Raw genomic sequence first — 25,072 nt, 5'->3', positions numbered from 1 at the left:
CGTACATATCCATTCCTGCGGTAACGGCCACCTAGGGTTCCGCTCTGACAGCGGCTCACTTTTGAAAAGCGCAAAAGTAAGCAAAACGCTCTTGCCCGACCACTCGGCACCTCGCCTAGGCTCGGTGTGCCCGTAATCCGCCAGTGATTTGGGGGGCCGCCGCCCCGCGCCATCCATGGCGCGGGGCGGCTAAACCGGCATCCCTGCCGGTTTACCCCCCAAATCCCTGTCGAATTCCGGCCAGCGTGGTTTAACGGGGCGCCTAAGATCAAAAGCAGATCAAGAGCAAGATCAAAAGCCGCTCGCTTCGCATCGTGGTTACCGGGGGCAGGCTTACCCCCAAATGTCTCACTGAGCTCCCCCTCAAAAACCGGTCGGCTATAAGGCCGCCGCGCTCTGCTTTTGATCTGAAATCGCCCCGTTAAACCACGCTGGCCGAACGCAGGTTTTGCAGCGTGGGTAACCCGGCAGGACGCCGGGTTAGCCGCACTGGGCCAGGGATGGCCCATTGCGGCGGCCCACGCTGCAAAACCTGCGTTCGGGCACACCGAGCCTAGGCGAGGTGCCGAGTGGTGGGGCGAAGGCCTTTTGGTTACTTTTGGGCCTTTCCAAAAGTGACCCGCTGTCAGAGCGGAACCATAGGTGGCCGTTACCGCAGGAACGGATATGTACACAGACACCCCCCTATTGCCCCCACATTTGGATCGGTGCCCCCCGCTCAAGACACCACCTCCCCAACCCCAACAACTTCCAACCACCACCTGGCCAACCCCAAAACATTCGGCGCCTTGAGCAAGGTAAAGTGATTCCCCCCGCCATACCAAACCTCCAACCCACCGCCCTGCCCTCGCCACCCCTCGATCATCACCCCCTGCTCACGCTGGTTCCCCGCCGAATCCAACGCCGGGTCCTGCGCCAACACCAGGCGCACCACCCCGTCATACCGCCCTTGCGGCTGATACACCGTGCGCAACGCCGCCGCGTAAGTGCGCGCCGGTCCATCCATCGCCTCCAGCGCCGCACGCGCCGGCAACAACCCCACACTCACCATTCCCCCATGCAACGCTTGTCGCTGCGCCACCTCATCGCGCCCGGCAAAGTCCACAGGATCAATCCCCAGTGACTTCCCAGCCGCCAACTGCATCGCCTCGATCAACCGCAACAACGCCGCCGTCGAGGTATATGCCTTGCCCGCACGCCCCGGCGACTCGCTGTCGATCACCGTCAACGACCCCACCTCACGCCCCATTGCCTGCAAGCGCAGCGCCATTTCCAGTGCCACCCAGCCGCCGAACGAATGCCCCACCAGATGCACCGGCCCTTCGGGGCATTCCTGTTCCAGCGCCGCCAGGTAACACTGGGCCGCCGCTTCCACCTGGCTATGGGGCACCGCCTCGCCATCCAGCCCCCGCGGCTGCAAGCCATACAGCGGCCAGTCACGTCCCAGCGCTTCGCTCAAACCCACAAAGCCGGTGACGCTGTCTCCCGCGCCTGGTACGCAGAACACCGGCGCATAACCGGCGCGCCCGCTCTGGATACGCAGCAAGGGTGAGTGCGCCGCGCAGCTCGCCGGAGTACTCGCCGCCAGCGCTCGGCTCATGGCCTGGCCAAGGCTCTGGATATGCGGCGCCTGCATCATGCTCTGGTGATCCCCCGGGACCTGCACCTGGCGCAGTTGCCCAGGCGCCAGGGCGGTGTCCCAACCCAGCGCGGCACTGCGCCGCGACAGTTCGGTAGGCCGCTGCTCGGCGCTGAACAGGTGCACCGGAATCGGCAGCGGGAACAGGCTGTAGTGGGCCAGGGCATGCCCATGGCCGACTTCCCGCTGCAAAAAGCTCAGCAGGTCGGCGTCCGTCGCCGCTGCCATTTGCGCGTATAGCAAACCTTGATCGCGACAGCGTTGCAGCAGAGCCGCAAAGTCCAGCTGTCCAAGGCCCGCCTCCAGTTGTTCCAGGTTCGCCAGCTCATCCACACCTCCCTGTGCCTTCCAATAGGCCGTGCACTGCAACAACAAATGCCGCTTGAGGGCATCCGGCCCGCTCCAGCGTGACTTGCCCTGGTCGGTCATGCGCGGCACGTAGCTGTCGATCAAGCCGAGAAACGCCACGGCCTCATCCTGCCCCAGCAACTGCATGGCAACTTCATAGGCCAGCACCCCCCCAAAGGACCACCCCGCCAGCCGGTAAGGACCGTGGGGCTGGATCTGGCGAATCAGCCCGACCATGCGCGCGGCCAGGCCTTCCATGCTGTCCAGATGCGCCTCGCCCAGGGCCAGGCCCGGCAGGCCATATATCGGGTAATCGCCAGGCAGGTGCTGGCCCAGCGCCGGGAAGTACACGTCCATGCCACTGAACTCGTGCACCAGGAATAACGGTGCCTGCGCCCCGCGGCTACGCACTGTGATCACTGCCGCCTCAGGCAGCACATCGTCACCGCGCAGGCGCAGCAGCGCCGCGACCGAGGCCACGCTGGCATGCTCGAACAGCTCGGCCAGCGACACTGGCAACCCGGCCTCGTCCAGCCGATTGACCAGGCGAATCGCCAACAAGGAATGCCCGCCCAGTTCGAAGAAACTGTCATGGCGCCCCACCTGCTCAAGCTTCAATACCTCGGCCCACAGCTGGGCCAAGGTCTGTTCCAGTGCATCGATCGGTGCTTCAAATGTGCCGCTGGCCGAAGCCTCCCACGTCGGTACCGGCAAGGCTTTGCGATCGACCTTGCCATTGGCCGTCAACGGCAGTTGCTCAAGGATCACAAAGGCCGACGGCACCATGTAGGCCGGCAAGTGCGCCTGCAGATAAGCCCGCACCGGCTCGATGCCGACCGGCTCGCCCGCCCAGGTGAAATAGGCCACCAGGCGTTTGTCCCCCGGCACGTCCTCGCGGGCCAGCAGCACCCCCTCGCGGATTCCGGAGAATGTCGCCAAGCGTGCTTCGATCTCACCCAGCTCAATGCGAAAGCCACGGATCTTCACTTGGTCGTCATTGCGCCCGATGCACTCCAGCAGTCCGTCTGCGGTCCAGCGTCCGAGGTCGCCGGTGCGGTACAGCAAGGCGCCTGGATTGAACGGGTTCTGCACGAACTTTTCCGCCGTCAACTCAGGGCGGTTCAGGTAGCCCTGGGCGACACCGTCGCCGCCGATGCAGATTTCGCCGGTCACCCCCAGGGGCAGCAGGTGCAACTGCGCATCCAGCACGTAGACCTGCGTGTTGGAAATGGGTCGCCCTACCGGCACGCTGTCGGCTTCAGCGGCAATGGCGCGCACTTCAAAAGTGGTGGCGTAGGTGGTGGTTTCGGTCGGCCCGTAGCAATGCACCAGACGCAGCCCCGGAGCCAGCCCCAGCAGGTTGCGGAACGCCGCCGGGTCGGCACGCTCGCCGCCGCACAGCAAAATACGCAAGCCGGCCAGGGCCTGGGGAATCAGTTGCACATACTGGTTGAACAGCGCCGTGGTAACGAACAGCACCGTCGCGCCCTTGAGTGCCGCGCCGAACGCCAGCGGGTCGAGCAAGGTGGCGTGGTCGATCACCTGCACCTGACCGCCGTTGAGCAACGGCCCCCAGACGTCCATGGTGCTGGCATCGAAGGCCGGGTTCGAGGCGAAGGCCACGCGGTCATTGGGATTGAAATCGGCGTAGCCGTTGTTGAGCACCAGACGTGTGATGCCACGGTGAGGCACCAATACGCCTTTGGGCATGCCAGTGGAGCCGGAGGTGTACATGATGTACGCCACACTCCGCGAGGATTGCGGCAGGCCCGGGTTGTGGTCGGGGTGCGAGTCAAGGCCCAGGGTGTCCAGGTCCAGACGCTGCGCCGCGCTCTCCACGCTGCAGTCGCTACCGGTCAACAGCCAGGCCGCGCCGCTGTCTTGCAGCATGAAGCTCTGGCGTTCGGCCGGCGCGCTGATGTCCAGCGGCACATAGGCGGCGGCGCATTTGAGAATCGCCAGTTGGCTGACCAGCAACGCCACCGAGCGTGGCAGCAGGATCGCCACGTTATCGCCGGGGCACACACCCAGGCCGAGCAGGTGATGGGCCAGGCGGTTGGCGCGGCGGTTGAGTTCGCCATAGCTTATCCGTTGTTCGCCGTGCAGCACCGCCACCGCGTCGGGGCGCGCCTGCGCCTGGGCTTCGAACACCTGCTGCACGCTGTGTTCACGGGGGAACGCACGAGCCGTAGCGTTGAAGCCCTCAAGCAGTTGCTGGCGTTCAGCCAGGGGCAGGATCGGCAAGCAACTGAGGGCGATGTCGCTGCGCTCTTCCAGTGCCTGCACCACCTGCACCAAGGCGTTATGCAGGTAGTCGCCCAAGCGTCGGGCCCCCTGCCCCATGGCCGTGAGGCTGAAACCTTCACCCAGGTCATCCACGCTCACCGACACGCCGTAGTGGGTGTGTTCCTCGGTCTTGAGCACCTCGATCCCCTGCCACGCCTCGGCCACGCCCCCGGCCTGGGGCGCACTGTGGCGGTAGTTGAACAGCACGCTGAACAACGGCGTGGCCATGGGTACGCCGCTGCAACGCTGGGCCAGCGCCAAAGGCGCGTGTTCATGGCTGAGCAGTTGGGTCAGGCGCCCATGGGTGGCACGCAGCGCGGTCAGTACCGGGTGTTCACCCAGATCGACTCGCAGCGGCAAGGTATTGATAAACACCCCCATGGCGCGCTCGGCACCTTCGCCGCCTTGCAGGCGACCGAGCATCACCGTGCCGAACACCACCTGTTCACGAGCGCAGACCGTGCCCAGCACATGGGCCCAGGCCAGGTGCATGAGGCTGGCGGCGCTGACTCCCGCTTGACGCGCCTGGTGGCGCAGGCGCCGACTCAACCCCAGGTCGAGACTCACCTTCACGCGCTCATCGGCACCCAGGTGCGGTACGTCGGTGGGTTCGTCGACCTCAGCGAGCATTTCGCGGAAAAACGGCTCGTGGTCCTCAGCGCCCAGACGAGTCTGGGCCACGTAGTTGCGGTACGGCACGGGTGCGGCCAAGGTGTCTTGCGTGCCCAACAGGAAGGCCTGCATTTCGTGTTGCAGGATGTCCAACGCGATGTGGTCCATCACCAGATGGTGGAACAGCAACGTCGCCACCACCCGCTGCGACTCCTCGGCATACACCAGGCGCATCAAGGGTGCCTGGGCGAGGTCCAGGCGTGGCGGCACCGAGCCGTTTTCAACAGGTAATAAGGCGGTGCGCCATACCACCTGCACCGGCTCCTCCAGCCCGTCCCAGTGGAAGGACGAACGCAGGATGTCATGGCGCTCGATCACCGCCTGCAAGGCATGGGCAAAGGCGTCCAGGCGCAGGCGGCTGTCGAAAGCAAACTGCGCCTGCAGCACATAGGCATCGTCACCTTGCACGGCGCGATGCTGATACAGGATGCCGGCCTGCAAGGGTGCCAGCGGGTAAATATCCTGCACATTCGCCGCACCGCCGGGGATGCTGGCGACGATGCGCTCGATGGCAGCGGGGTCCAGGGTGATCAGCGCAAGCATGTCCGGCGTAATCCGGGTGCAGTCGGCCGCAATGCGATTGGCCGGCACCGCCACTTCACGCCCACCGCCCAAGGCCGCAGCCAGGGCAGACAAGGTCGGTTGGCCAAACAGCACTTTCACATCCGCCGAAAAGCCCAGGCGGCGCATGCGCCCGATCAGGCTGACTGCCAGCAATGAGTGGCCACCCAATTCAAAGAAGTTGTCATGCCGACCCACGCGCTCCACGTTGAGCAATTCGGCCCACAGTGCCGCCAGGGTGATTTCTGTATCACCCACGGGCGCTTCATAGTCGCGCACGCTCGACGCGTCCAGGCCCGCCGTCGGTAGTGCCTTGCGGTCGAGCTTGCCGTTGGGGCTCAGCGGCAGCGCCTCCAAGTGCACAAAGCTTGTCGGCAGCATGAATTCCGGCAGGTATTGCAGCAGGTGGGCGCGCAGGCTTTCGACGTCGCTCGGCACGCCGGTGTAATAGGCGATCAGGCGTTGCTCGCGGGCAATCACGGCAGCTTCCTGCACCGCTGGATGCTCGGTCAGGCGCGCCTGGATTTCCCCCAGTTCGATGCGCAAGCCACGAATCTTCACCTGGTCATCATTGCGCCCCAGGTACTCGAGAGTGCCGTCGGGCAAGTAGCGACCCACGTCACCGGTGCGGTACATACGCCCCGGGGTAAACGGGTCGTCGAGGAAGCGTTCGGCGGTCAGCTCGGGACGGTTGAGGTAACCCCGCGCCACCTGCACGCCGGCGATGAACAATTCACCGACCACCCCCAACGGCACCGGCTGCAACTGCTCGTCCAGTACATACAGGCGCGTATTGGCAATCGGCTTGCCGATGGGGGTGTTATCCGGCACCACAGCGCCTGCGCAGTCCCACGCGGTGACATCCACCGCCGCTTCGGTGGGGCCATACAGGTTGTACAAGCCAACCCCCGGCAATTGCTGTTTGAAGCGCCGTACCAGGCTGCCCGGCAGGGCTTCGCCACTGCACATCACCCGCACCAGCCCGGCGGCCTGGCTGACATCGCCGTGGGCCAGGAACACGTCAAGCATCGACGGCACAAAATGCAGCGTCGTGACCCCCTCGGCCTCGATCACCTGGCACAGGTAGTCAGGGTCTTTATGCCCACCAGGACGAGCCATGACCAGGCGTGCGCCGGTGAACAGCGGCCAGAAGAACTCCCACACCGACACGTCGAAGCTGAACGGGGTTTTCTGCAAGACCGTATCGCTGGCGGTCAACGCGTATTCGTCTTGCATCCACAGCAGGCGGTTGACCACCCCAGGGTGTTCGTTGATCACACCCTTGGGCTGGCCGGTGGAACCGGAGGTGTAGATCACGTAGGCCGCCACGCTGGCCGCCTGCGGGTTATGGGTGGGCTGGTGCTGCCAGGTGGGCGAATCCAGGTTGACTACCGGCACCTCGCCCAGCAACCCAAGGGTGCTGGACTGGCCCAGCACTACCGTCGGCGCGCTGTCATGCAACATGTAGGCGATGCGCTCCAGCGGGTAGGCCGGGTCCAGCGGCACATAGGCGGCGCCGGCCTTGAGGATCGCGTACAGGCCGATGACCATGTCCAGGCCACGCTCCACGCAGATCGCCACCCGCGCCTGGGGCTGCACACCCAGGGCTTGCAGGTGATGGGCCAGCTGGTTGGCGCGCGCGTTCAGTTCGGCATAGCTCAGTTGCTGCGCGCCCGCCTTCAGGGCAATGGCATGGGGTGTACGCAGTACCTGGGCTTCAAACAGGCCGTGCAGGGTCTGGTCGAGGTTGTACTCAACGGCGGTGGCGTTGAAATCCACCAGCAGTTGCCGACGCTCGCGCGCATCCACCAGCGGCACCTGCGCCAGCACCGCCTGGTCGTTATCGACCATGGCCTGCAACACGCGGGTGAAATAGCCGACGTAACGCTGCATCGTCGATTCGTCAAACAGGGCCACGGCGTATTCCAGCGCACCGAGGATGCTGCCCTGCACTTCCCCCAGGTTCAACGACAGGTCGAACTTGGCGAAATGACTGTTCTCGACAATGCTCTCCAGGGCCAGGTCGCCCAGGGCCAGGGTCGGCGCGCTGCTGTCCTGCCAGCTCAGCAGGGTCTGAAACAGCGGGCTGTGGGCCAGGCTGCGCGGCGGCCGGGTGATTTCCACAACCTGCTCGAAGGGCAAGTCCTGATGGGCCTGGGCTTGCAGCGTCAGCGCCTTGACCCGCGCCATCAACGCCTCGGTGCTCAGCTCGCCCGAGGTGTCGATACGCAGCGCCAGGGTGTTGACGAACAGGCCAATCAGCCCTTCGACTTCGGTGCGCATGCGGTTGGCCACCGGCGTGCCGATCACCAACTCGGGCTGCCCGGACAAGCGCGCCAACAGTGAAGCCCAAGCGCTCATCAAGGTCATGTACAAGGTGGTGCCATGGCGTTGGCTCAAGGCCTTGAGCCCGGCGGTGAGGCGTTCATCCAGGCGCACTTCGACGCTGCTGCCAGCGTAGTCCTGCTGCGCCGGGCGCGGGCGGTCGGTGGGCAAGGTCAGCAATGCCGGCGCACCGGCCAACGCCTGTTGCCAGTAGCTGCTTTGGCGCTGCAGCACCTCGCCGCTCAGCCACAGGCGTTGCCACACGGCAAAGTCGGCGTACTGGATCGGCAAGGGCGGCAGCGGGTCGGCGTGGCCGTGGCTGAAAGCCTGGTACAGCGCCATCAGCTCGCGGGTCAGCACGCCCATGGACCAGCCGTCAGAGACGATATGGTGCAGGGTCAGCAACAGCACATGGTGATCATCGGCCATCACCACCAGGCGCCCGCGCAGCAACGGGCCGCGCTCAAGGTCGAACGGCGCCGAGGCTTCGCCGTGGATCAGCGCGTCCAGGGCCTGTTGCGGCTGCGGATGGCGACGCAGGTCCTGCACTTGCAGCGCCAACACCTCTTCGGCCGGCACGACCAGCACCTGGGCCTGTTCACCCTGTTGGGCGAAGCGGCTGCGCAGGGTTTCATGCCGCGCCACAATGCGCGCCAGGGCCCGTTGCAACGCTTGCACATGCAACTGCCCGCGCAACCGCAAACCGATGGGAATGTTGTAGGCGGTGTTGGCCCCTTCCATCAAGGCCAGGAACCACAGGCGTTGCTGAGCGAAGGATAGCGGCACGTCCTCATCACGGTTAGCCGGCAGGATATCCGGCAAGGTGCTGCGGCCGGCCTGGGCCAGCACCTCGGCGACCGCCGCCAGCTCGGCGTTGGCAAACAGGTCGCCCAACGCCAATTCGACGCCCAGCCGCTGGCGCACCTGGGACACCATGCGCATGGCCAGCAGCGAATGCCCTCCCAGCTCAAAGAAATGGTCATAGCGCCCCACGCGCTGCACCAGCAACACCTCGGCCCAGATCTGCGCCAGCACAGTTTCGATTTCGCCCAGGGGCGCGGCGTACTCGCGGGTAAAGACTGCGGCCATGTCCGGCGTCGGCAGGGCCTTGCGGTCAAGCTTGCCATTGGCCGTCAGTGGCAGTGCGTCGAGCTTCATGAACGCGACGGGCACCATGTAGTCCGGCAGATGCGCCACCAGGTGGGCGCGAATCTGGGCCACCGTCAGCGGGTCCAGTTGTGGGTTTTCGATGAAGTAGGCCACCAGCCGTTCTTCACTCACCACGGCCACTGCTTCGAGGATGCCGGGCAGTTGGTTGAGCTGGGTTTCGATTTCGCCCAGCTCGATGCGCACGCCACGGATTTTCACCTGGTCATCGTTGCGCCCCAGGTAATCGAGTGTGCCGTCCGGCAGCCAGCGCACCAGGTCGCCGGTGCGGTACATGCGTCCTTCGTTGAACGGGTCGCGCACGAAACGCTCGGCGGTGAGTTCCGGGCGGTTGAGGTAACCGCGTGCCACGCCCTTGCCGCCCACGTACAACTCCCCCGCCACTCCCAGCGGGACTGGGCGCAGGTGTTGGTCGAGCACGTAGACCTTGGCATTGGCCATGGGCTTGCCGATATGCAACGGCTGGCCCGCCTCGACCTTGCCGGAAGTGGCCACCACCGTGGCTTCGGTGGGCCCGTAGTTGTTGACCAGCTCAAAGCGCTGCGCCCGCCCGAACTGGCGCAGGCGGTCGCCACCGACCAGCAAGGTGCGCAAGGTCGGGTGCTCGATGTTCTGACTGAAGGCGTATTCCGCCACCGGCGTCGGCAGAAAGCTCACGTCCAGTGGCTGCGCGCACCACCAGGCCAGCAGTGCGTCGATATCTTCGCCGCCCTCATGGGCCGGAGGCAGGTGCAAGGTGGCGCCCACACACAGCGCCGGCCACACTTCCCAGGCCATCGCGTCAAAGCCGAAGCCGGCAACACTGGCGGTATGCCGCCCGGCGCGCAGGTCGAAGGCGCTGCAATGCCAGTCCACCAGGTTGGCGACGCTGTGGTGTTCCACCATCACCCCCTTGGGCAAGCCAGTGGAGCCGGAGGTGTAGATCACATAGGCGAGATTCGTCGGGCCGACGGCGATTGTGGGGTTGCTCGCCGAATGGTGCTGCCAGGTGAAGCGGTCCAGGTTGATCACCGGCACTTCCAGCACCGGCAGGCGCGTCAGCAACGCATGCTGGGTGAGTACCGCCACCGGCGCGCTGTCGCTTAGCAAATAGTGGAGACGCTCGGCCGGGTGGGACGGGTCCACCGGCACATAACCGGCGCCGGCCTTGAGAATCGCCAGCAACCCGGCCAGGGTGTCGAGGCCGCGCCGCGCGACAATGGCCACGCGGTCGTCGGGCTTGACCCCCAGTGCCAACAGATGATGCGCCAGCAGGTTGGCTTGCTGGTTCAATTCGGCGTAAGTCAGTTGCCGGCCCTGATGCACAGCGGCAATCGCGTCCGGCGTGAGCCTAGCCTGGGCTTCGACGCGGCCATGCAGGGTGGTGCCTTGGGGGAAAACGGTCTGGGTGGTGTTGAACTGTTCCAGCAGCAAGCGCTGTTCGGCAGCGGGCACCACCGAGAGTTGATCAAGCGCGGTATGGGGGGCCTGCTCCAGTGCGCTCACCAGGTTTTCCAGCGCGGTGTGCAGGTAGGCGCAGACGCGCTGAGGGTCAACCAGGGTGCTGGCCAGCAAACTCAGGCCGAAGCCCTCACCCAGGTCGTCCACGCTCAGGGTCAGCGGGTAGTTGGTGCGCTCCTCGGCGCGCAGTGCGGTGATGCCGTGCCAGGCCGACACCGCCTCGGCACTGGCGGCGGGCGCGCTGTGGCGATAGTTGAGCAGCGCGCTGAACAGCGGCGTCGGCGCGAGCACGCCACTGCAACGCTGGGCCAGGGCCAACGCCGCGTGCTCATGGCGCAGCAAGGTGGTCAGGCGTGCGTGGGTGGCCTTGACTGCGGTGCGTACGTCCTGGGCCTCTACGTCCACGCGAAACGGCAAGGTATTGATGAAAATGCCCAGGGCGCGGTCGGTGTCATGGCCGCCCTGCATGCGCCCCATCAATACGGTGCCGAACACCACCTGGGCTTTGCCGGCCAACACCCCCAGCACCTGGGCCCAACCCAGGTGAAACAGACTGGCGGCGCTCACGCCCAGTTGGCGCGCCTGCCCGCGCAAGCGCTGGGCCAGTGCCGGCGCCAATGGCAGGCTGACTTCAGCGATACCCCGCGCATCACCTTGCACGTCCTGCAAACCGAACGGCAAGGTGGGCTCGCTGATATCGCCGAGCATCTGCCGGAAGAAACTTTCGTGCTCCTGCTCACTGATCCCCAACCGCGCCTGCGCCACATAGTTGCGAAACGGTACGGCCTGGCCCAGGGCCGCGCCGTGGCCCAACAGGCACGCCTGCATTTCGTGGCACACCACGTCCAGGGCGCTGTGGTCGAGCGCCATGTGATGGAACAACAGGGTGGCGACGATGCGCTGGTTGGCCGGGTCTTCAGCGCGCACCAGGCGCAGCAACGGCGCCTGGGTGACGTCGAGGCGATAGTGGCGGGCATCAAACAGGTCATGCAGTTGCGCGGCGATATCGCCATCGGCCGGGTCCAGCATCAAGGCTTGCACCGGCAGGCGTGCCTGGCGCCACACCACTTGCGAGGGTTGCGTCAGGCCATCCCAGACCACCCCGGTACGCAGGATGTCGTGACGGTCCATCACCCGTTGCAGCGCCTGGGCAAACGCATCGAAACGCGCAAGGTTGTCAAAGGCGAACTGCGACTGCATCACATAGGGGTCACCCTGCTCGGCACTGACATGGTGGAACAGGATGCCTTCCTGTAACGGCGCCAGCGGGTAAATGTCCTGGATATTCGCCACGCCACCCTGCACCGTGGCGACAACGCGCTCGATCTCGTCCTGGCTCAGGGTCGACAGGGTCAGCATCTGGGGAGTGATACGCTCGGCGTTGGCCGGGATGCCATTGGCCGGTACCTGCACCTCACCGGCCTTGGTCGCGGTGTATTCACCGGTCTTGATCAGTTCGATCAGCGCCGGCTTGTGTTCACGCAAGGCGGCCAATATCTCCGGGTCGCTCAAGGCTTGCTTGTTGCCGTTCACCGACAACTGCTCGCCCTTGAGCGCCAGTTGCACATCCTTGGTTTTCAGGGTTGCCAGCAGCTCGAGGATGTTCACAGGACGATCTCCATTCGTTCGGTCATTGCGGCGTAGCCGGCCAGGGTCGGTTGTTCGAACAAGCCCCGCACATCGGCTTCCATGCCTTCCTGGCGCAGGCGCCCGATCAAGCTCACGGCCAGCAGCGAGTGCCCGCCCAGTTCAAAGAAGTTGTCGTGGCGCCCTACCCGCTCCACCTTGAGCAGCTCGGCCCAGAGTTGTGCCAGGAGGATCTCGGTGTCGCCTTCGGGCGCCGCGTACTCACGTACCTGCAACGCGTCCATCCCCGGTGCAGGCAAGGCCTTGCGGTCGAGCTTGCCGTTGGGGCTCAGGGGCAAGGCGTCCAGGTGCATGAACAGCGCCGGCACCATAAAGTCAGGCAGGTGCTGCAACAGTTGGGCGCGCAGGCTTTCGATATCGGTGGGCGCGCCGGTGTAATACGCGACCAGGCGCTGGTCACGGGCGACGACCACGGCGTCCTTGACCGCCGGATGCTCGATCAGGCGCGCCTGGATTTCTCCCAGTTCGATGCGCAGGCCACGGATCTTCACCTGATCGTCGTTGCGCCCCAGGTACTCGAGCGTGCCGTCGGGCAAGTAGCGGCCCAGGTCACCGGTGCGGTACATGCGCCCAGGGGTGAACGGGTCGTCGAGGAAGCGCTCGGCGGTCAGCTCAGGGCGGTTCAGGTAACCCCGCGCCACTTGCACGCCGGCGATGAACAGCTCACCGACCACGCCCAACGGCACCGGCTGTAACTGCCCATCGAGTACATACAGGCGGGTGTTGGCAATCGGCTTGCCGATCGGGGTGTTGTCCGGCACCTCAGGCCGTGCGCAGTTCCAGGCCGTCACGTCCACTGCCGCTTCAGTGGGGCCATACAGGTTGTACAAACCAATCCCCGGCAACTGCTGCTTGAAGCGCCGCACCAGGCCGCCCGGCAAGGCCTCGCCGCTGCACATTACCCGCACCAACCCCGCCGCCTGGCTGACATCGCCGTGGGCCAGGAATACATCGAGCATCGACGGCACAAAGTGCAGGGTCGTGATCTGCTCCGCCGCGATCACCTCGCACAGGTACGCCGGGTCCTTGTGCCCTTCAGGGCGCGCCATCACCAGACGCGCGCCGGTGAACAGCGGCCAGAAGAACTCCCACACCGACACGTCGAAGCTGAACGGGGTTTTCTGCAACACCGCATCGTGGGCCTTGAGGCTATAGGCGTCCTGCATCCACAACAGGCGGTTGACCACCCCGGCATGTTCGTTGATCACGCCCTTGGGTTGGCCGGTGGAACCGGAGGTGTAGATCACATAGGCCGCGTGTTGGGCAAGGAGGCCCGGTACTTGCGGGTTGGTGGCGGGTTGGTGTTGCCAGGTGCTGTGGTCGAGGTCGACTACCGCCACGTCCCCCAGCAGGGTGCGGGTGGCGCTTTGGGCCAGCACCACCACCGGCGCGCTGTCGTGCAGCATGTAGGCGATGCGCTCTGGCGGGTAGGCCGGGTCCAGCGGCACGTAGGCACCGCCGGCCTTGAGGATGGCGAACAGGCCGACGACCATGTCCAGGCCGCGCTCGACGCAGATGCCCACCCGTGCATCCGGGCGCACACCGCTGTCACGCAAGTGATGGGCCAGGCGGTTGGCGCGTTCATTGAGTTGCTGGTAGCTCAAGGTGTGCTCGCCGGCCTTCACCGCCACGGCCTGCGGGGTACGTACAACCTGGGCTTCAAACAACCCGTGCAGGGTCTGGTCGAGGTTGTAGTTCACCTCGGTGGCGTTGAACTGCACCAGCAGTTGTTGCCGCTCTTGCAGCCCCAGCACCGGCAGGCGGTTCAGCGCCTGGTGCGGCGCCTGCTCAAGAGCCTCGACCAGGCCGCTCAACGCGTTATGCATATACCCGCACACCCGTTGTGCATCCACCTGGGCCAGGGCGGTGAACGCGTAGCCGTCGCCCAGGTCGTCCACGTTCAAGGTCAGCGGGTAATTGGTGCGCCCGTCATTGACCAAGGTCTGCATGCCTTCCCATGCCAATTGCGCATCCGCCGAACGGGTGGCGGCGCCGCGATGGCGATAGTTGAGCATCGAGCTGAACAAGGGCGCCGGGGCCGCTACGCCACTGCAACGCTGGGCCAAGGCCAGGGAGGCGTGTTCATGGCCGAGCAATTCGGTCAGCCGCGCATGGGTGGCCCGCACGGCGGCGCGGGCGCCCTGGTCGTCGATATCCAGGCGCAGCGGCAAGGTGTTGATAAACACACCCAGGGCGCGGTCGGCGCCCTCGCCACCTTGCAAACGGCCTACCAGCACCGTTCCGAACACCACCGTGTGGCGCGCCGATACCGCGGCCAACACCTGCGCCCAGGCCAGATGGAACAGGCTGGCAGCACTGACCCCCAGCAGCCGTGCCTGGCTGCGCAGGCGGCGGTTGAGCTGGCTGTCCAGTTGCAGGGTGTGTTCGTCGATGGCATTGCCGTCGCCGCGCACGTCCTGCCAGCCGAACGGCAACGTCGGTTCGTCAACATCGCCCAACATCTGGCGGAAGAACTGTTCATGCTCCTGTTCGCTGACACCCAAACGGGCCTGGGCCACATAGTTGCGATACGGCATTGGCGCGGCGGTAGGCGCTGCGTGGCCCAACAGGTGGCCCTGCATTTCGCGCAACACCACGTCGAAGGCGGTGTGGTCCAACACGATATGGTGATAGAGCAGCACCGCCACCACACGCTGGTTGGCCGGGTCCTGGGCGTACATCAAGCGGATCAGCGGCGCCTGGCTGATCTCCAGGCGATACCGCCGCGCATCAAACCGCTCGTGCAGGCCGGCGAGTACGTCGCCTTGCAGATTGAGTTCCTGTACGCACAACTGCGCCTGGCGCCACACCACTTGCAGCGGTTGCGCCAGGCCCTCCCACACCACCCCGGTGCGCAGGATGTCGTGGCGGTCGATCACCTGTTGCAGTGCGCGCATAAAGGCCTGCAGGCGCTCGACACCGTCAAACGCCAGGTGTGATTGCAGCAGGTAAGGATCGCCCTGCGCCGCCGTGAGGTAGTGATAGAAAATCCCTTCCTGCAACGGCGCCAGCGGGTAAATGTCCTGTATGTTGGCGGCGCCGCCGGGCACCTGGGCCACCACCTGGTCGATCGCCGACTGATCGAGGCTCACCAAGGCGAGCATGTCCGGGGTGATGCGCTGGCAACCGGCACTGATGCGATTGGCCGGCACCTGCACTTCGCGGCCACTGCCGACAGCGGCGGCCAGCGCGGCCAGGGTTGGCTGGCTGAATAGCACGCGCACATCAGCGCTGAGGCCGGCCTGGCGCATGCGCTCGATGAGGCTGACGGCCAGCAATGAATGGCCGCCCAGTTCGAAGAAGTGGTCATGGCGACCCACGTGCTCCACCTGCAACACCTCGGCCCACAGCCGCGCCAGGGTGGTTTCGACGTCACCCTGAGGGGCTTGGTATTCACGGCTGAGCAAGGCGCACTGGTCTGGCTCTGGCAATGCCTTGCGGTCCAGTTTGCCGTTGGCGGTCAGGGGCAACTGATCAAGCCGCATGTAGGCGACCGGCACCAGCGCCTCGGGAAGTTGGGCTTGCAGGTGCGCACGCAAGGTCTCGATCTGCAGCGGGCGCTGTTCGGTGAACCAGGCCAACAGGCGGCCTTCGCGCACCAGCACCACGGCCTCGCGGATGCCGTCCAGTGCCGCCAGGCGGCTTTCGATTTCACCCAGTTCAACCCGCACGCCGCGCAGTTTTACCTGGTCGTCGTTACGGCCCAGGTATTCAAGGTTGCCATCGGGCAGCCAACGCACCAGGTCACCGGTGCGGTACATGCGCCCTGGGTTGAACGGGTCTTGCAGGAAGCGTTCGGCCGTCAGCTCGGGACGGTTCAGGTAACCCCGCGCCACGCCGCTGCCGCCCACATAGAGTTCACCGGCCACGCCCACCGGTACCGGGCGCAGGTGCGCATCCAGCACGTAGCTGGTGGTATTGGCGATGGGCCGGCCGATATGCAACACCTGCCCGGCCCGCACGCGGCCGGAGGTGGCAACCACCGTGGCTTCGGTGGGGCCGTAGTTGTTGACCACCGCAAAGCGCCGCTCCTGGGTGAACTGACGCAGGCGGTCACCGCCGATCAGCAGGATGCGCAAGGTGGGGTGCTGCTGGGGCAGGCTGAACGCGTACTCGGCCACCGGGGTGGGCAGGAAACTCACGTCCAACGGCTGTGCCAGCCACCAGGCCAGCAGTTCATCGATGTTTTCGTTGCCGATGTCGGCGGGTGGCAGGTGCAGGGTCGCGCCGACGCACAGGGCCGGCCAGACTTCCCAGGCCATGGCATCAAACCCCATGCCGGCCAGGCTGCTGGTGTGGCTTACCGCTGTCAGACCAAAGGCCTCACAGTGCCAATGCACCAGGTTTTCCACGGTGCGGTGTTCCACCATCACGCCCTTGGGCTGGCCGGTGGAACCGGAGGTGTAGATCACATACGCCAGGTGCGCGGGCGTCAGGGCGGGCAGTTGCGGATTGCTGACGGCGTGGCGCTGCCAACCGGGGTCCTGCAGATCGACCACGGCGACGGGCCCCAGCAGCTCCCGGGTGCTGGTCTCGGCCAGCACCGCCACGGGCGCGCTGTCTTGCAACAAGTAGGCGATACGCTCGGCGGGGTACGCCGGGTCGATCGGCACATAGCCCGCGCCAGCCTTGAGAATGCCCAACAGCCCCACCAGCATCTGCGGGCCGCGACGGCAACACAGTGCCACGCGGTCATCGGCTTGCACGCCGAGTTCCAGCAAGTGATGAGCCAACTGGTTGGCCCGTTGATTGAGCTGCTGATACGTCAGCGCCTCGCTGCCTTGCTGCACGGCAATGCGATGGGGTTGGCGCTCGGCCTGTACCTCAAACGCACCGTGCACCGTCTGGCCATGGGGGAAGTCGTGGGCAGTGGCGTTGAACTCGCGCAGCACCGTGTCGCGCTCTGCGGCGGGCAGAATCGGTAACTGGCGCAGCGCGCGGTGGGGTGCCGTCTCAAGGGTGGCAACCAATTGCTCCACGGCGCTGAGCATGTAGTCGCACAGGCGTTGCGCGCCGATTTGCGGCACGGCCAGCACGCTCAGGCCAAAGCCTGCGCCCAGGTCATCCACGCTCAGGGTCAGCGGGTAGTTGCTGCGTTCTTCACCGCCCAGCAGTTGCACGCCTTCCCAGATGCCGTGGCCGTCGCGGGCCATTTCGCCTGGGTTGCTGTGGCGGTAATTGAGCAAGGCGCTGAACAGCGGCGTGCTGGTCGGCACGCCGCTGCAACGCTGGGCCAGGGCCAGTGACGCATGCTCATGCCCGAGCAAGGCGCTCAAGCGTGCATGGGTGGCTTTGACCGCCTGCGCTGCGCCGGCTGCAATATCGACCCGCAGCGGCAAGGTGTTGATAAACATCCCCAGCGCACGGTCTGCGCCCTCGCCGGCTTGCATACGGCCCATCAGCACCGTGCCGAATACCACCTCGTCGCGGCCCGAGACCAGGCCCAACACCTGGGCCCAGGCCAGGTGCATCAGGCTGGCGGCGCTGACGCCCAGTTGGCGCGCCTGCTGGCGTACGCGCTGGGCCAGGCCCGCTTCCAGGTGCACCTCGGCTTCTTCGATTGCACGACCATCGCCCTGCACATCCTGCAGGCCAAACGGCAAGGTGGGCTCGTCGACCTCGGCGAGCATGTCGCGGAAAAACTGCTCATGCTGCGCCACACTGACGCCCAGTCGCGCCTGGGCCACATAGTTGCGAAACGGCGCGGCGGCGGGCAAATCCTGGGCCTGGTTGAACATAAAGGCACGCATTTCCTGGCCGACCACTTCCATGGCGGTGTGGTCCAGCGCCAGGTGATGGAACAGCAGGATCGCCGCGACCCGGTTGTGCGCCGGGTCCTGGGCATAGACCATGCGCAGCAAGGGCGCCTGGGTAATATCCAGGCGGTAGTGACGCGCATCGAAACGCTCATGCAGTTGCGCCATCACGTCGCCGTGTGCCGGGTCGAGCATCACCTCGTGCACCCCCAACTGGGCGGTGCGCCACACCACTTGCACCGGGCTTTCGAGCCCTTCCCACACCACAGCGGTACGCAGAATGTCGTGGCGCGCCACCACTTGTTGCAGCGTGCCCATAAAGCCGTGCAGACGCTCGGCAGTGTCAAAGGCCATGCGCGATTGCAGCAGGTACGGGTCGCCCTGCTCGGCGCTGATGTGGTGGTAGAGAATGCCTTCCTGTAGCGGCGCCAGCGGGTAGATATCCTGGATATTCGCTGCACCACCCGGCACGCTGGCGACAATGTGCGCGATGGCCTGCGGGGTGAGTTGCACCAGGCTCAGCATCGACGGTGTGATCTTTATGCAGCCGGCGGGGATGCCATTGGCGGGCACCACGATTTCTCTGCCGCTGCCCACGGCTGCCGCCAGCGCGGCCAGGCTTGGCTGGCTGAACAACACGCGCACATCGGCGCTCAGGCCCACCTGGCGCATGCGTTCGATCAGGCTGACCGCCAGCAACGAATGCCCGCCCAATTCGAAGAAGTGATTATGGCGCCCCACGCGTTCAAGCTTGAGCACGTCCTGCCAGATCTGCGCCAGCAGGCTTTCCACCTCGCCTTGTGGGGCTTCGTAGCCACGGCTGATCAAGGCGGCCTGGTCGGGTACCGGCAATGCCTTGCGGTCGAGCTTGCCGTTGGCGGTGAGCGGCAACTGCGCCAGCCACACATAAGCCGAAGGCACCATGTAATCGGGCAACCGGCCTTGCACATGAGCTCGCAGGGTTGCGATATCCAACGTTGCGTCGGCGGTGTAATAGGCCACTAACCGTTTGTGGCCAGGCTCGTCTTCGCGAACCGATACCACAACGTCCCTGATCCCAGCACAGGCACACAGGCACGCTTCGATTTCACCGGGTTCGATACGAAAGCCACGAATCTTCACCTGCAGGTCATTGCGCCCCAGATACATCAAATTGCCGTCGGCTCGCCAGCAGGCCAGATCACCGCTGCGGTAGAGTTGGCCATCGCCGAATGGGTTCGGGACAAATTTTTCCGCGCTCAGTTGAGGCAGGTTCAAGTAGCCTTTCGCAACGCCCGCACCGCCGATATAGAGCTCGCCGGTCACACCCACGGGCAGCGGTTGCTGGCGCGCGTCCAGTACATAGGCCTGAGCGTTGGCAATCGGTCGACCAATCGGAATAGCGCCCTCGCCAAGCGTGGTGATCTCAAACGTGGTGGAGAACGTGGTGGCTTCGGTCGGGCCATACCCATTCAGCAGGTGCTGGGGTTTGCCGAGCTTGAGTACCCGGCCAATCACCTGAGGGTCAAGCACGTCGCCGCCGACGATCAGGTAGCGCAATTGGCGGAACACCGGCATCAACGCATCGGCGTACTGATGAAATAGCCCGGCGGTCATCCATAACACGCTGACCGTCTGTTCCCGCAACAGCTCGGCGAACGCGGCTTGGGATAACAACTGCACCTGCTCGACCACCACCACACAACCGCCATTGAGCAACGGTGCCCACACTTCGAGGGTGCTGGCGTCAAATGCCGGGTTAGAAGCAAAGGCCACCCGGTCGTGGGCATTGAATTCGGCAAAACCGTTGTTCAGCACCAGCCGCGAGATGGCGAGATGGGGCACTTGCACGCCCTTGGGTGTCCCGGTGGAACCGGAGGTGTAGAGGATGTAGGCAACGCTCTGCGCGGATTGGGCCAGGTCGGGATTAGCGGGCGACTGCGTCTCCAGATCCAACTGCGCCAGGTCGTCCAGCACATGGCGTGCGCCGCTGTCTTTGACGATGAAAGCCTGGCGTTCGACAGGCGCGTTGACGTCCAGCGGCACATACACCGCAGCGCACTTGAGGATCGCCAGTTGGCAGACCAGCAGATCCAGGCAACGCGGCAAGGCAATTGCCACGCTTTCGCCCGGCTGCACCCCCTGGCTGATCAGATGATGGGCCAGGCGGTTGGCACGGCGATTGAGGTCACGGTAGCTCAGTGACAGCTCGCCCTGCACCGCCGCCGACGCTTCAGGGCGAGCCAGCGCCTGGGCTTCAAACAGTTGCGAGACAGTAAGTTGCGAGGGGTATTGCCGGGCGGTGGCGTTGAAACCCACCAGCACTTGATGACGCTCGGAAGGCGGCAGGATCGACACCGCCTGCAGCGGCGTGGTCGGCGCATGTTGCAGCGCCTTCACCACATGGCGCAACGCGGTGAGCATGTACTCACCCACGCGTTGCACATCCAGGTGCGCGACGCCTTGCACCGTCAGGGCAAAGCCACTCCCCAGGTCATCAACGTTGAGCACCAGCGGATAGTTGCTACGTTCTTCGGAGCTGAGAATCTCGATACCGGAAGCGGCAAAGGGGTTGTCCCCCGGCGCTTCATCGGCTGCGCTGTGCCGGTAGTTGAGCAAGGTGCTGAACAGCGGCAACGAGCCCGGCACGCCACTGCAACGCTGGGCCAGGGACAACGAGGCATGTTCGTGCCCGAGCAGTTGCGCCAGGCGCGCATGGGTGGCGCGCACGCCGGCCTGCACGCCGACGCTGCCAACGCTGACCCGCAGCGGCAAGGTATTGATAAACATCCCCAGCGCCCGGTCCGCGCCCTCACCGCCCTGCATACGGCCCAGCAACACGGTGCCGAATACCACCTCCTGCTGGCCAGACACCTGGCCCAGCACCTGGGCCCAGGCCAGGTGTACCAGGCTCGCGGTGCTCACGCCCAGTTGCCGCGCCTGTTCGCGCAAGCCCAGGTTGAGCGCAGGCTCCAGCGGCAGGCGCGCTTCATGGATGCCGCTGCCGTCACCATTCACGTCCTGCAAACCGAAGGCCAGGGTCGGCTCGTCGATGTCGCCCAGCATCTGGCTGAAGAAGGCTTCATGCTGGGCCTGGGTGACACCGAGGCGGGCCTGGGCCACGTAGTTGCGATACTGCACCGCGTCAGGCAGTTGCGCGCTGTGGCCATGCAGGCTGGCACTCATCTCTTTGACCAGCACGTGCAGGGCCGTGTGGTCGAGGAGGATATGGTGCAGCAGCAAAATGCCGACCAAGCCGTGGCTGTCCTGCGCATACGCCAGGCGCATCAGCGAGGCGCGTGACAGGTCCAGGCGATAGTGGCGTGGGTCGAAACGCTGTTGCAGATGCTCCAGTGCATCACTGCCCAGCGCATCCAGGCGTTCGATCACCAAGGGTGCCTGGCGTAACACCACTTGCACCGGCTCTTCCAGGCCCTCCCAGAGGATGGCGGTGCGCAGGATATCGTTGCGCTCGATCACCGTGTGCAGCGCGTTGACAAACCCGTCGACGGCGCCCTGGTCGTGAAACCGCAACTGCACCTGCAACACGTAGGGGTCGCCCTCGGTGGCCGCCAGGTGATGGTAGAGAATGCCGGCCTGCAACGGCGCCAGGCCATAAATGTCCTGCACGTTGGCAACGCCACCGGGCACGGCCTCAAGGATATGGTCGATAGCGGCCTGATCCAGCTCGACCAGGGGCAGCATGTCCGGGGTGATGGCCTGGGTGTCTGCTTGAATAGGGTTGGCCGGCACCTGCACGGTCTGCTGGCCGCCCACCGCCGCAGCGAGCGCCGTCAAGGTCGGTTGGCCGAACAGCACGCGCACATCGGCGCTGAGGTCGACCTGGCGCATGCGTTCGATCAGTTTGACCGCCAGCAGCGAATGGCCGCCGAGTTCGAAGAAATTGTCCTCACGACCGACACGGTCGACGTTGAGCAGGTCTTGCCAGAGCATGGCGAGGGTGGTTTCCACCGCCCCCTGGGGCGCCGCATACTCGCGCCGGGCCACTGCGTCGGCATCGGGTGCGGGCAAGGCCCTGCGGTCGAGTTTGCCGTTGGTGGTCAGCGGCAGCGTGTCCAGGCGCACGAAGGCGCTGGGCACCATGTGTTCGGCCAGGCTCAGCAGCAGATGGTCACGCAGGGCGGCCACGTTGAGTTCGCCATCGCTGATCACATAGGCCACCAGGCGTTTATCGCCCGGCTGATCTTCACGGGCGATCACCACCGCATCGCGCACGCCGCTGGCAGTGGCCAGGTGCGCCTGGATTTCACCCAGTTCGATACGGAAACCACGGATCTTGACCTGGTCATCGTTACGCCCCAGGTACTCGACACTGCCGTCGGCCAGCAGGCGGCCGAGGTCGCCGGTCTTGTACATGCGCAAGCCGGTGGCCGGGTCGGCAAGGAAGCGTTCGGCATTCAGCGCCTGGCGGTTCAGGTAACCCCGCGCCACCCCGGCACCGCCCACGTACAACTCGCCCACCACACCCAGGGGCAAGGGCTCATGGCGCTCATCCAGCACATACAACTGCAAATCGGGAATACGCACGCCAATCGGGCTCACGCCGACCAAGTGCGCGTCGGCCGCTTCCAGCGCACGGTAGGTCACATGCACGGTGGTTTCAGTGATGCCGTACATGTTCACCAGTTGCGTACCGGCATTCACTGCCCGTGCGTACCACGGCTTGAGCATGCCCGGTTCCAGGGCTTCGCCGCCGAAAATCACTTGGCGCAAGGAATGGGACTGGGCACTGTTGCCCTGGGCCGCGATCAACTGACGGAACGCGCTCGGCGTCTGGTTGAGGATGCTCACCTGGGCGTCGCACAACAGCGCGTAGCACTCATCCGGCGAGCGGCTGACCAGTTGCGGCACGATCAGCAACTGGCCGCCGTGCATCAGCGCGCCCCAGATTTCCCACACGGAAAAGTCGAACGCAAAGGAATGGAACAGCGCCCACACATCGTGCGGGTTGAACCCGAACCAGTGGTGGGTGGCGCTGAACAGGCGTGCGACCTGGCGATGCTCGATCATCACGCCCTTGGGCTGGCCAGTGGAGCCGGAGGTGTAGATGACGTAGGCCAGGTTGGCCGGGCTCAGGTGCAGCCCAGGGTTGGTGATGGGCAACGGGCCCAGGTGGTCCAGGTCGATCCGGGCCAGTGCGCCGACCTGCTGCGCCGTGTTGGCCTGCACCAGTACTGCCACCGGCTGGCTGTCGGCCAGGGTGTAGGCGATGCGCTCCTGGGGATAGGCCGGGTCGATGGGCACATAGCCCGCACCGGCCTTGAGAATGCCAAGCAGGCCGATGATCATCTGCGGGCCACGCTCCACGCAAATCGCCACACGCGCGTCGGGGCACACGCCGTGGGCCAGGAGCGCGTGGGCGACCTGGTTGGCGCGTTCGTTGAGTTGGCGGTAGGTCAGGACGTGGTGCTCGAAGCGCAACGCAATGGCATCGGGCTGGGCAGCGGCGTGGGTTTCGACTTGCTGGTGGATCAGTTGGGTGTCGGCGTAATGCGTGGGGCAATGATTCAAGGTGTGCAGCAAATGGTGGCGTTCAGCGTCAGGCAGGATGTTCAGGCCGCAGAGCGGCATATCCGGTCGTTGTTCAAGGGCGTCGGCCAGGCTTTGCAAGGCCGTATGCAGATAACCCGCAACCCGCTGCGCGCCAATGGACGCATCGACCATCACGGTCAGGGCGAAGTCTTCACCCAGGTCATCGACGTTCAGCGTCAGCGGGTAATTGGTGCGCTCCTCGGCGCCCAACACCCGGATGCCGTCGGCGACTTCGATCACCGCCGCCATGTCGGTGGCGGCGCTGTGACGGTAGTTGAGTATCGCGCTGAACAGCGGCGTAGGCGCCGCCACGCCGCTGCACCGTTGTGCCAGCGCCAGGGACGCATGTTCGTGATCGAGCAAGCGCGTGAGGCGCTCATGGGTGATCTTGACCGCAGCGCGCACGCCCTGCTCACCCACATCCACCCGCAGTGGCAAGGTGTTGATGAACATGCCCAAGGCCCGCTCACCGCCCTCACCTGCGCCCATGCGCCCGAGCATCACAGTGCCAAATACCACCGCCTCCTGACCGGAGACTGCACCCAGCACTCGCGCCAAAGCCAGGTGCATCAGGCTCGCCACACTCACCCCCAGCGGGCGCGCCATGCTGCGCAGGCGGCGACTCAGAGCGCTGTCGACGGGAATGCGCACTTCGTCGATCCCCTGGCCGCCGCCCTGCACATCTTGCAGACCGAACGGCAGCGTCGGTTCATCGATATCCGCCAGCATGTCGCGGAAGAACGCCTCATGGGCCTGCTCGCTGACGCCATGGCGCACTTGGGCGATATAGCTGCGAAACGCTATCGGTGCACGGGCCTGGGCTTGCTGCCCGGCCAGGTACAGCTGGATTTCATGCCGAACGCCATCCAGGGCCGTGTGATCAAGGATGGTGTGGTGGAACAGCAGCATCGCCACCACCCGCTGGTTGGCCGGGTCGTCAGCGAATACCAGGCGCAGCAGCGGCGCCTGGCCCAGGTCCATGCGATAAGCGCGGGCATCATAGCGAGCGAGCAATTGAGCGAGGCGGTCAGCACCGTCCAGAGGCACCTCTTCGCAGGCCAGCACAGCCTTGCGCCACACCACTTGCAGCGGCTCGTCCAGGCGCTCCCAGACCATCGAGGTACGCAGGATGTCGTGACGGTCGATGACCCATTGCAACGCCTCGGCAAAGGCCTCAAGGCGTGCGCGGCTGTCGAACACGAACTGCGCGTGCAGCACGTAAGGGTCACCCTTCTGCGCCGAAAGATGGTGATAAAGCATGCCTTCCTGGAGCGGCGCCAGGGGGTAGATATCCTGCACATTCGCCGCCCCGCCTGGGACCGCCGCGACGATGCGGTCGATGGCCGGCTGGTCGAGGTTGACCAGGGCCAGCATGTCCGGTGTGATGCGGTAGGCCGGGCTCAGCCAGTCACCGCCATGTTCGGCGACCAACTGCAACAGTTGGGGTTTGTGCGCGATCAATTGATCCCAGAGCGCGTCGTCCAACGCTTCGTCATCGCCCAGGACGATCAGGTCGCCCTCTTCGGTCTGCAGACGGATCGCATGGGTGGAGATCGCTGCCAGTAAGTCGCTGAACTGCATGGGTAACCTGCCTGATAATTCACGGTTGACGAGAATGTCCGTATTCAGTTTTGCCGCTTGGATCGGCAGTGCCGGGCGCCCAGGAAAAAATAGCGGGCGCAGCCGAGGGCCTGGAGTG

2 protein-coding genes are annotated in these 25,072 nt (G+C 65.1%); both read right to left on the bottom strand.

Going from position 1 to position 25,072, the window contains the following annotated elements:
- Positions 1 to 718: 718 nt before the first annotated feature.
- On the bottom strand, positions 719 to 12,046 hold the full coding sequence (locus tag JJD66_RS14140) for a non-ribosomal peptide synthetase (RefSeq protein WP_200648416.1): 11,328 nt from the start codon (positions 12,044 to 12,046) through the stop codon (positions 719 to 721).
- On the bottom strand, positions 12,043 to 24,954 hold the full coding sequence (locus JJD66_RS14135; RefSeq protein WP_200648415.1) for a non-ribosomal peptide synthetase: 12,912 nt from the start codon (positions 24,952 to 24,954) through the stop codon (positions 12,043 to 12,045). Before JJD66_RS14135 ends, JJD66_RS14140 begins: the two co-directional genes overlap by 4 nt.
- Positions 24,955 to 25,072: the final 118 nt, after the last annotated feature.

The organism is Pseudomonas sp. MF6751 (genome assembly GCF_016613265.1).
Classification (GTDB): domain Bacteria; phylum Pseudomonadota; class Gammaproteobacteria; order Pseudomonadales; family Pseudomonadaceae; genus Aquipseudomonas; species Aquipseudomonas fluorescens_BV.
The sequence above is the reverse complement of the archived record's forward strand: the minus strand, read 5'-3'. Positions and strand labels throughout refer to the sequence as shown.

Excerpts from the sequence above, each read along its gene's own strand:
- JJD66_RS14135 (WP_200648415.1), bottom strand. The coding sequence starts at position 24,954 with ATGCAGTTCAGCGACTTACTGGCAGCGATCTCCACCCATGCGATCCGT.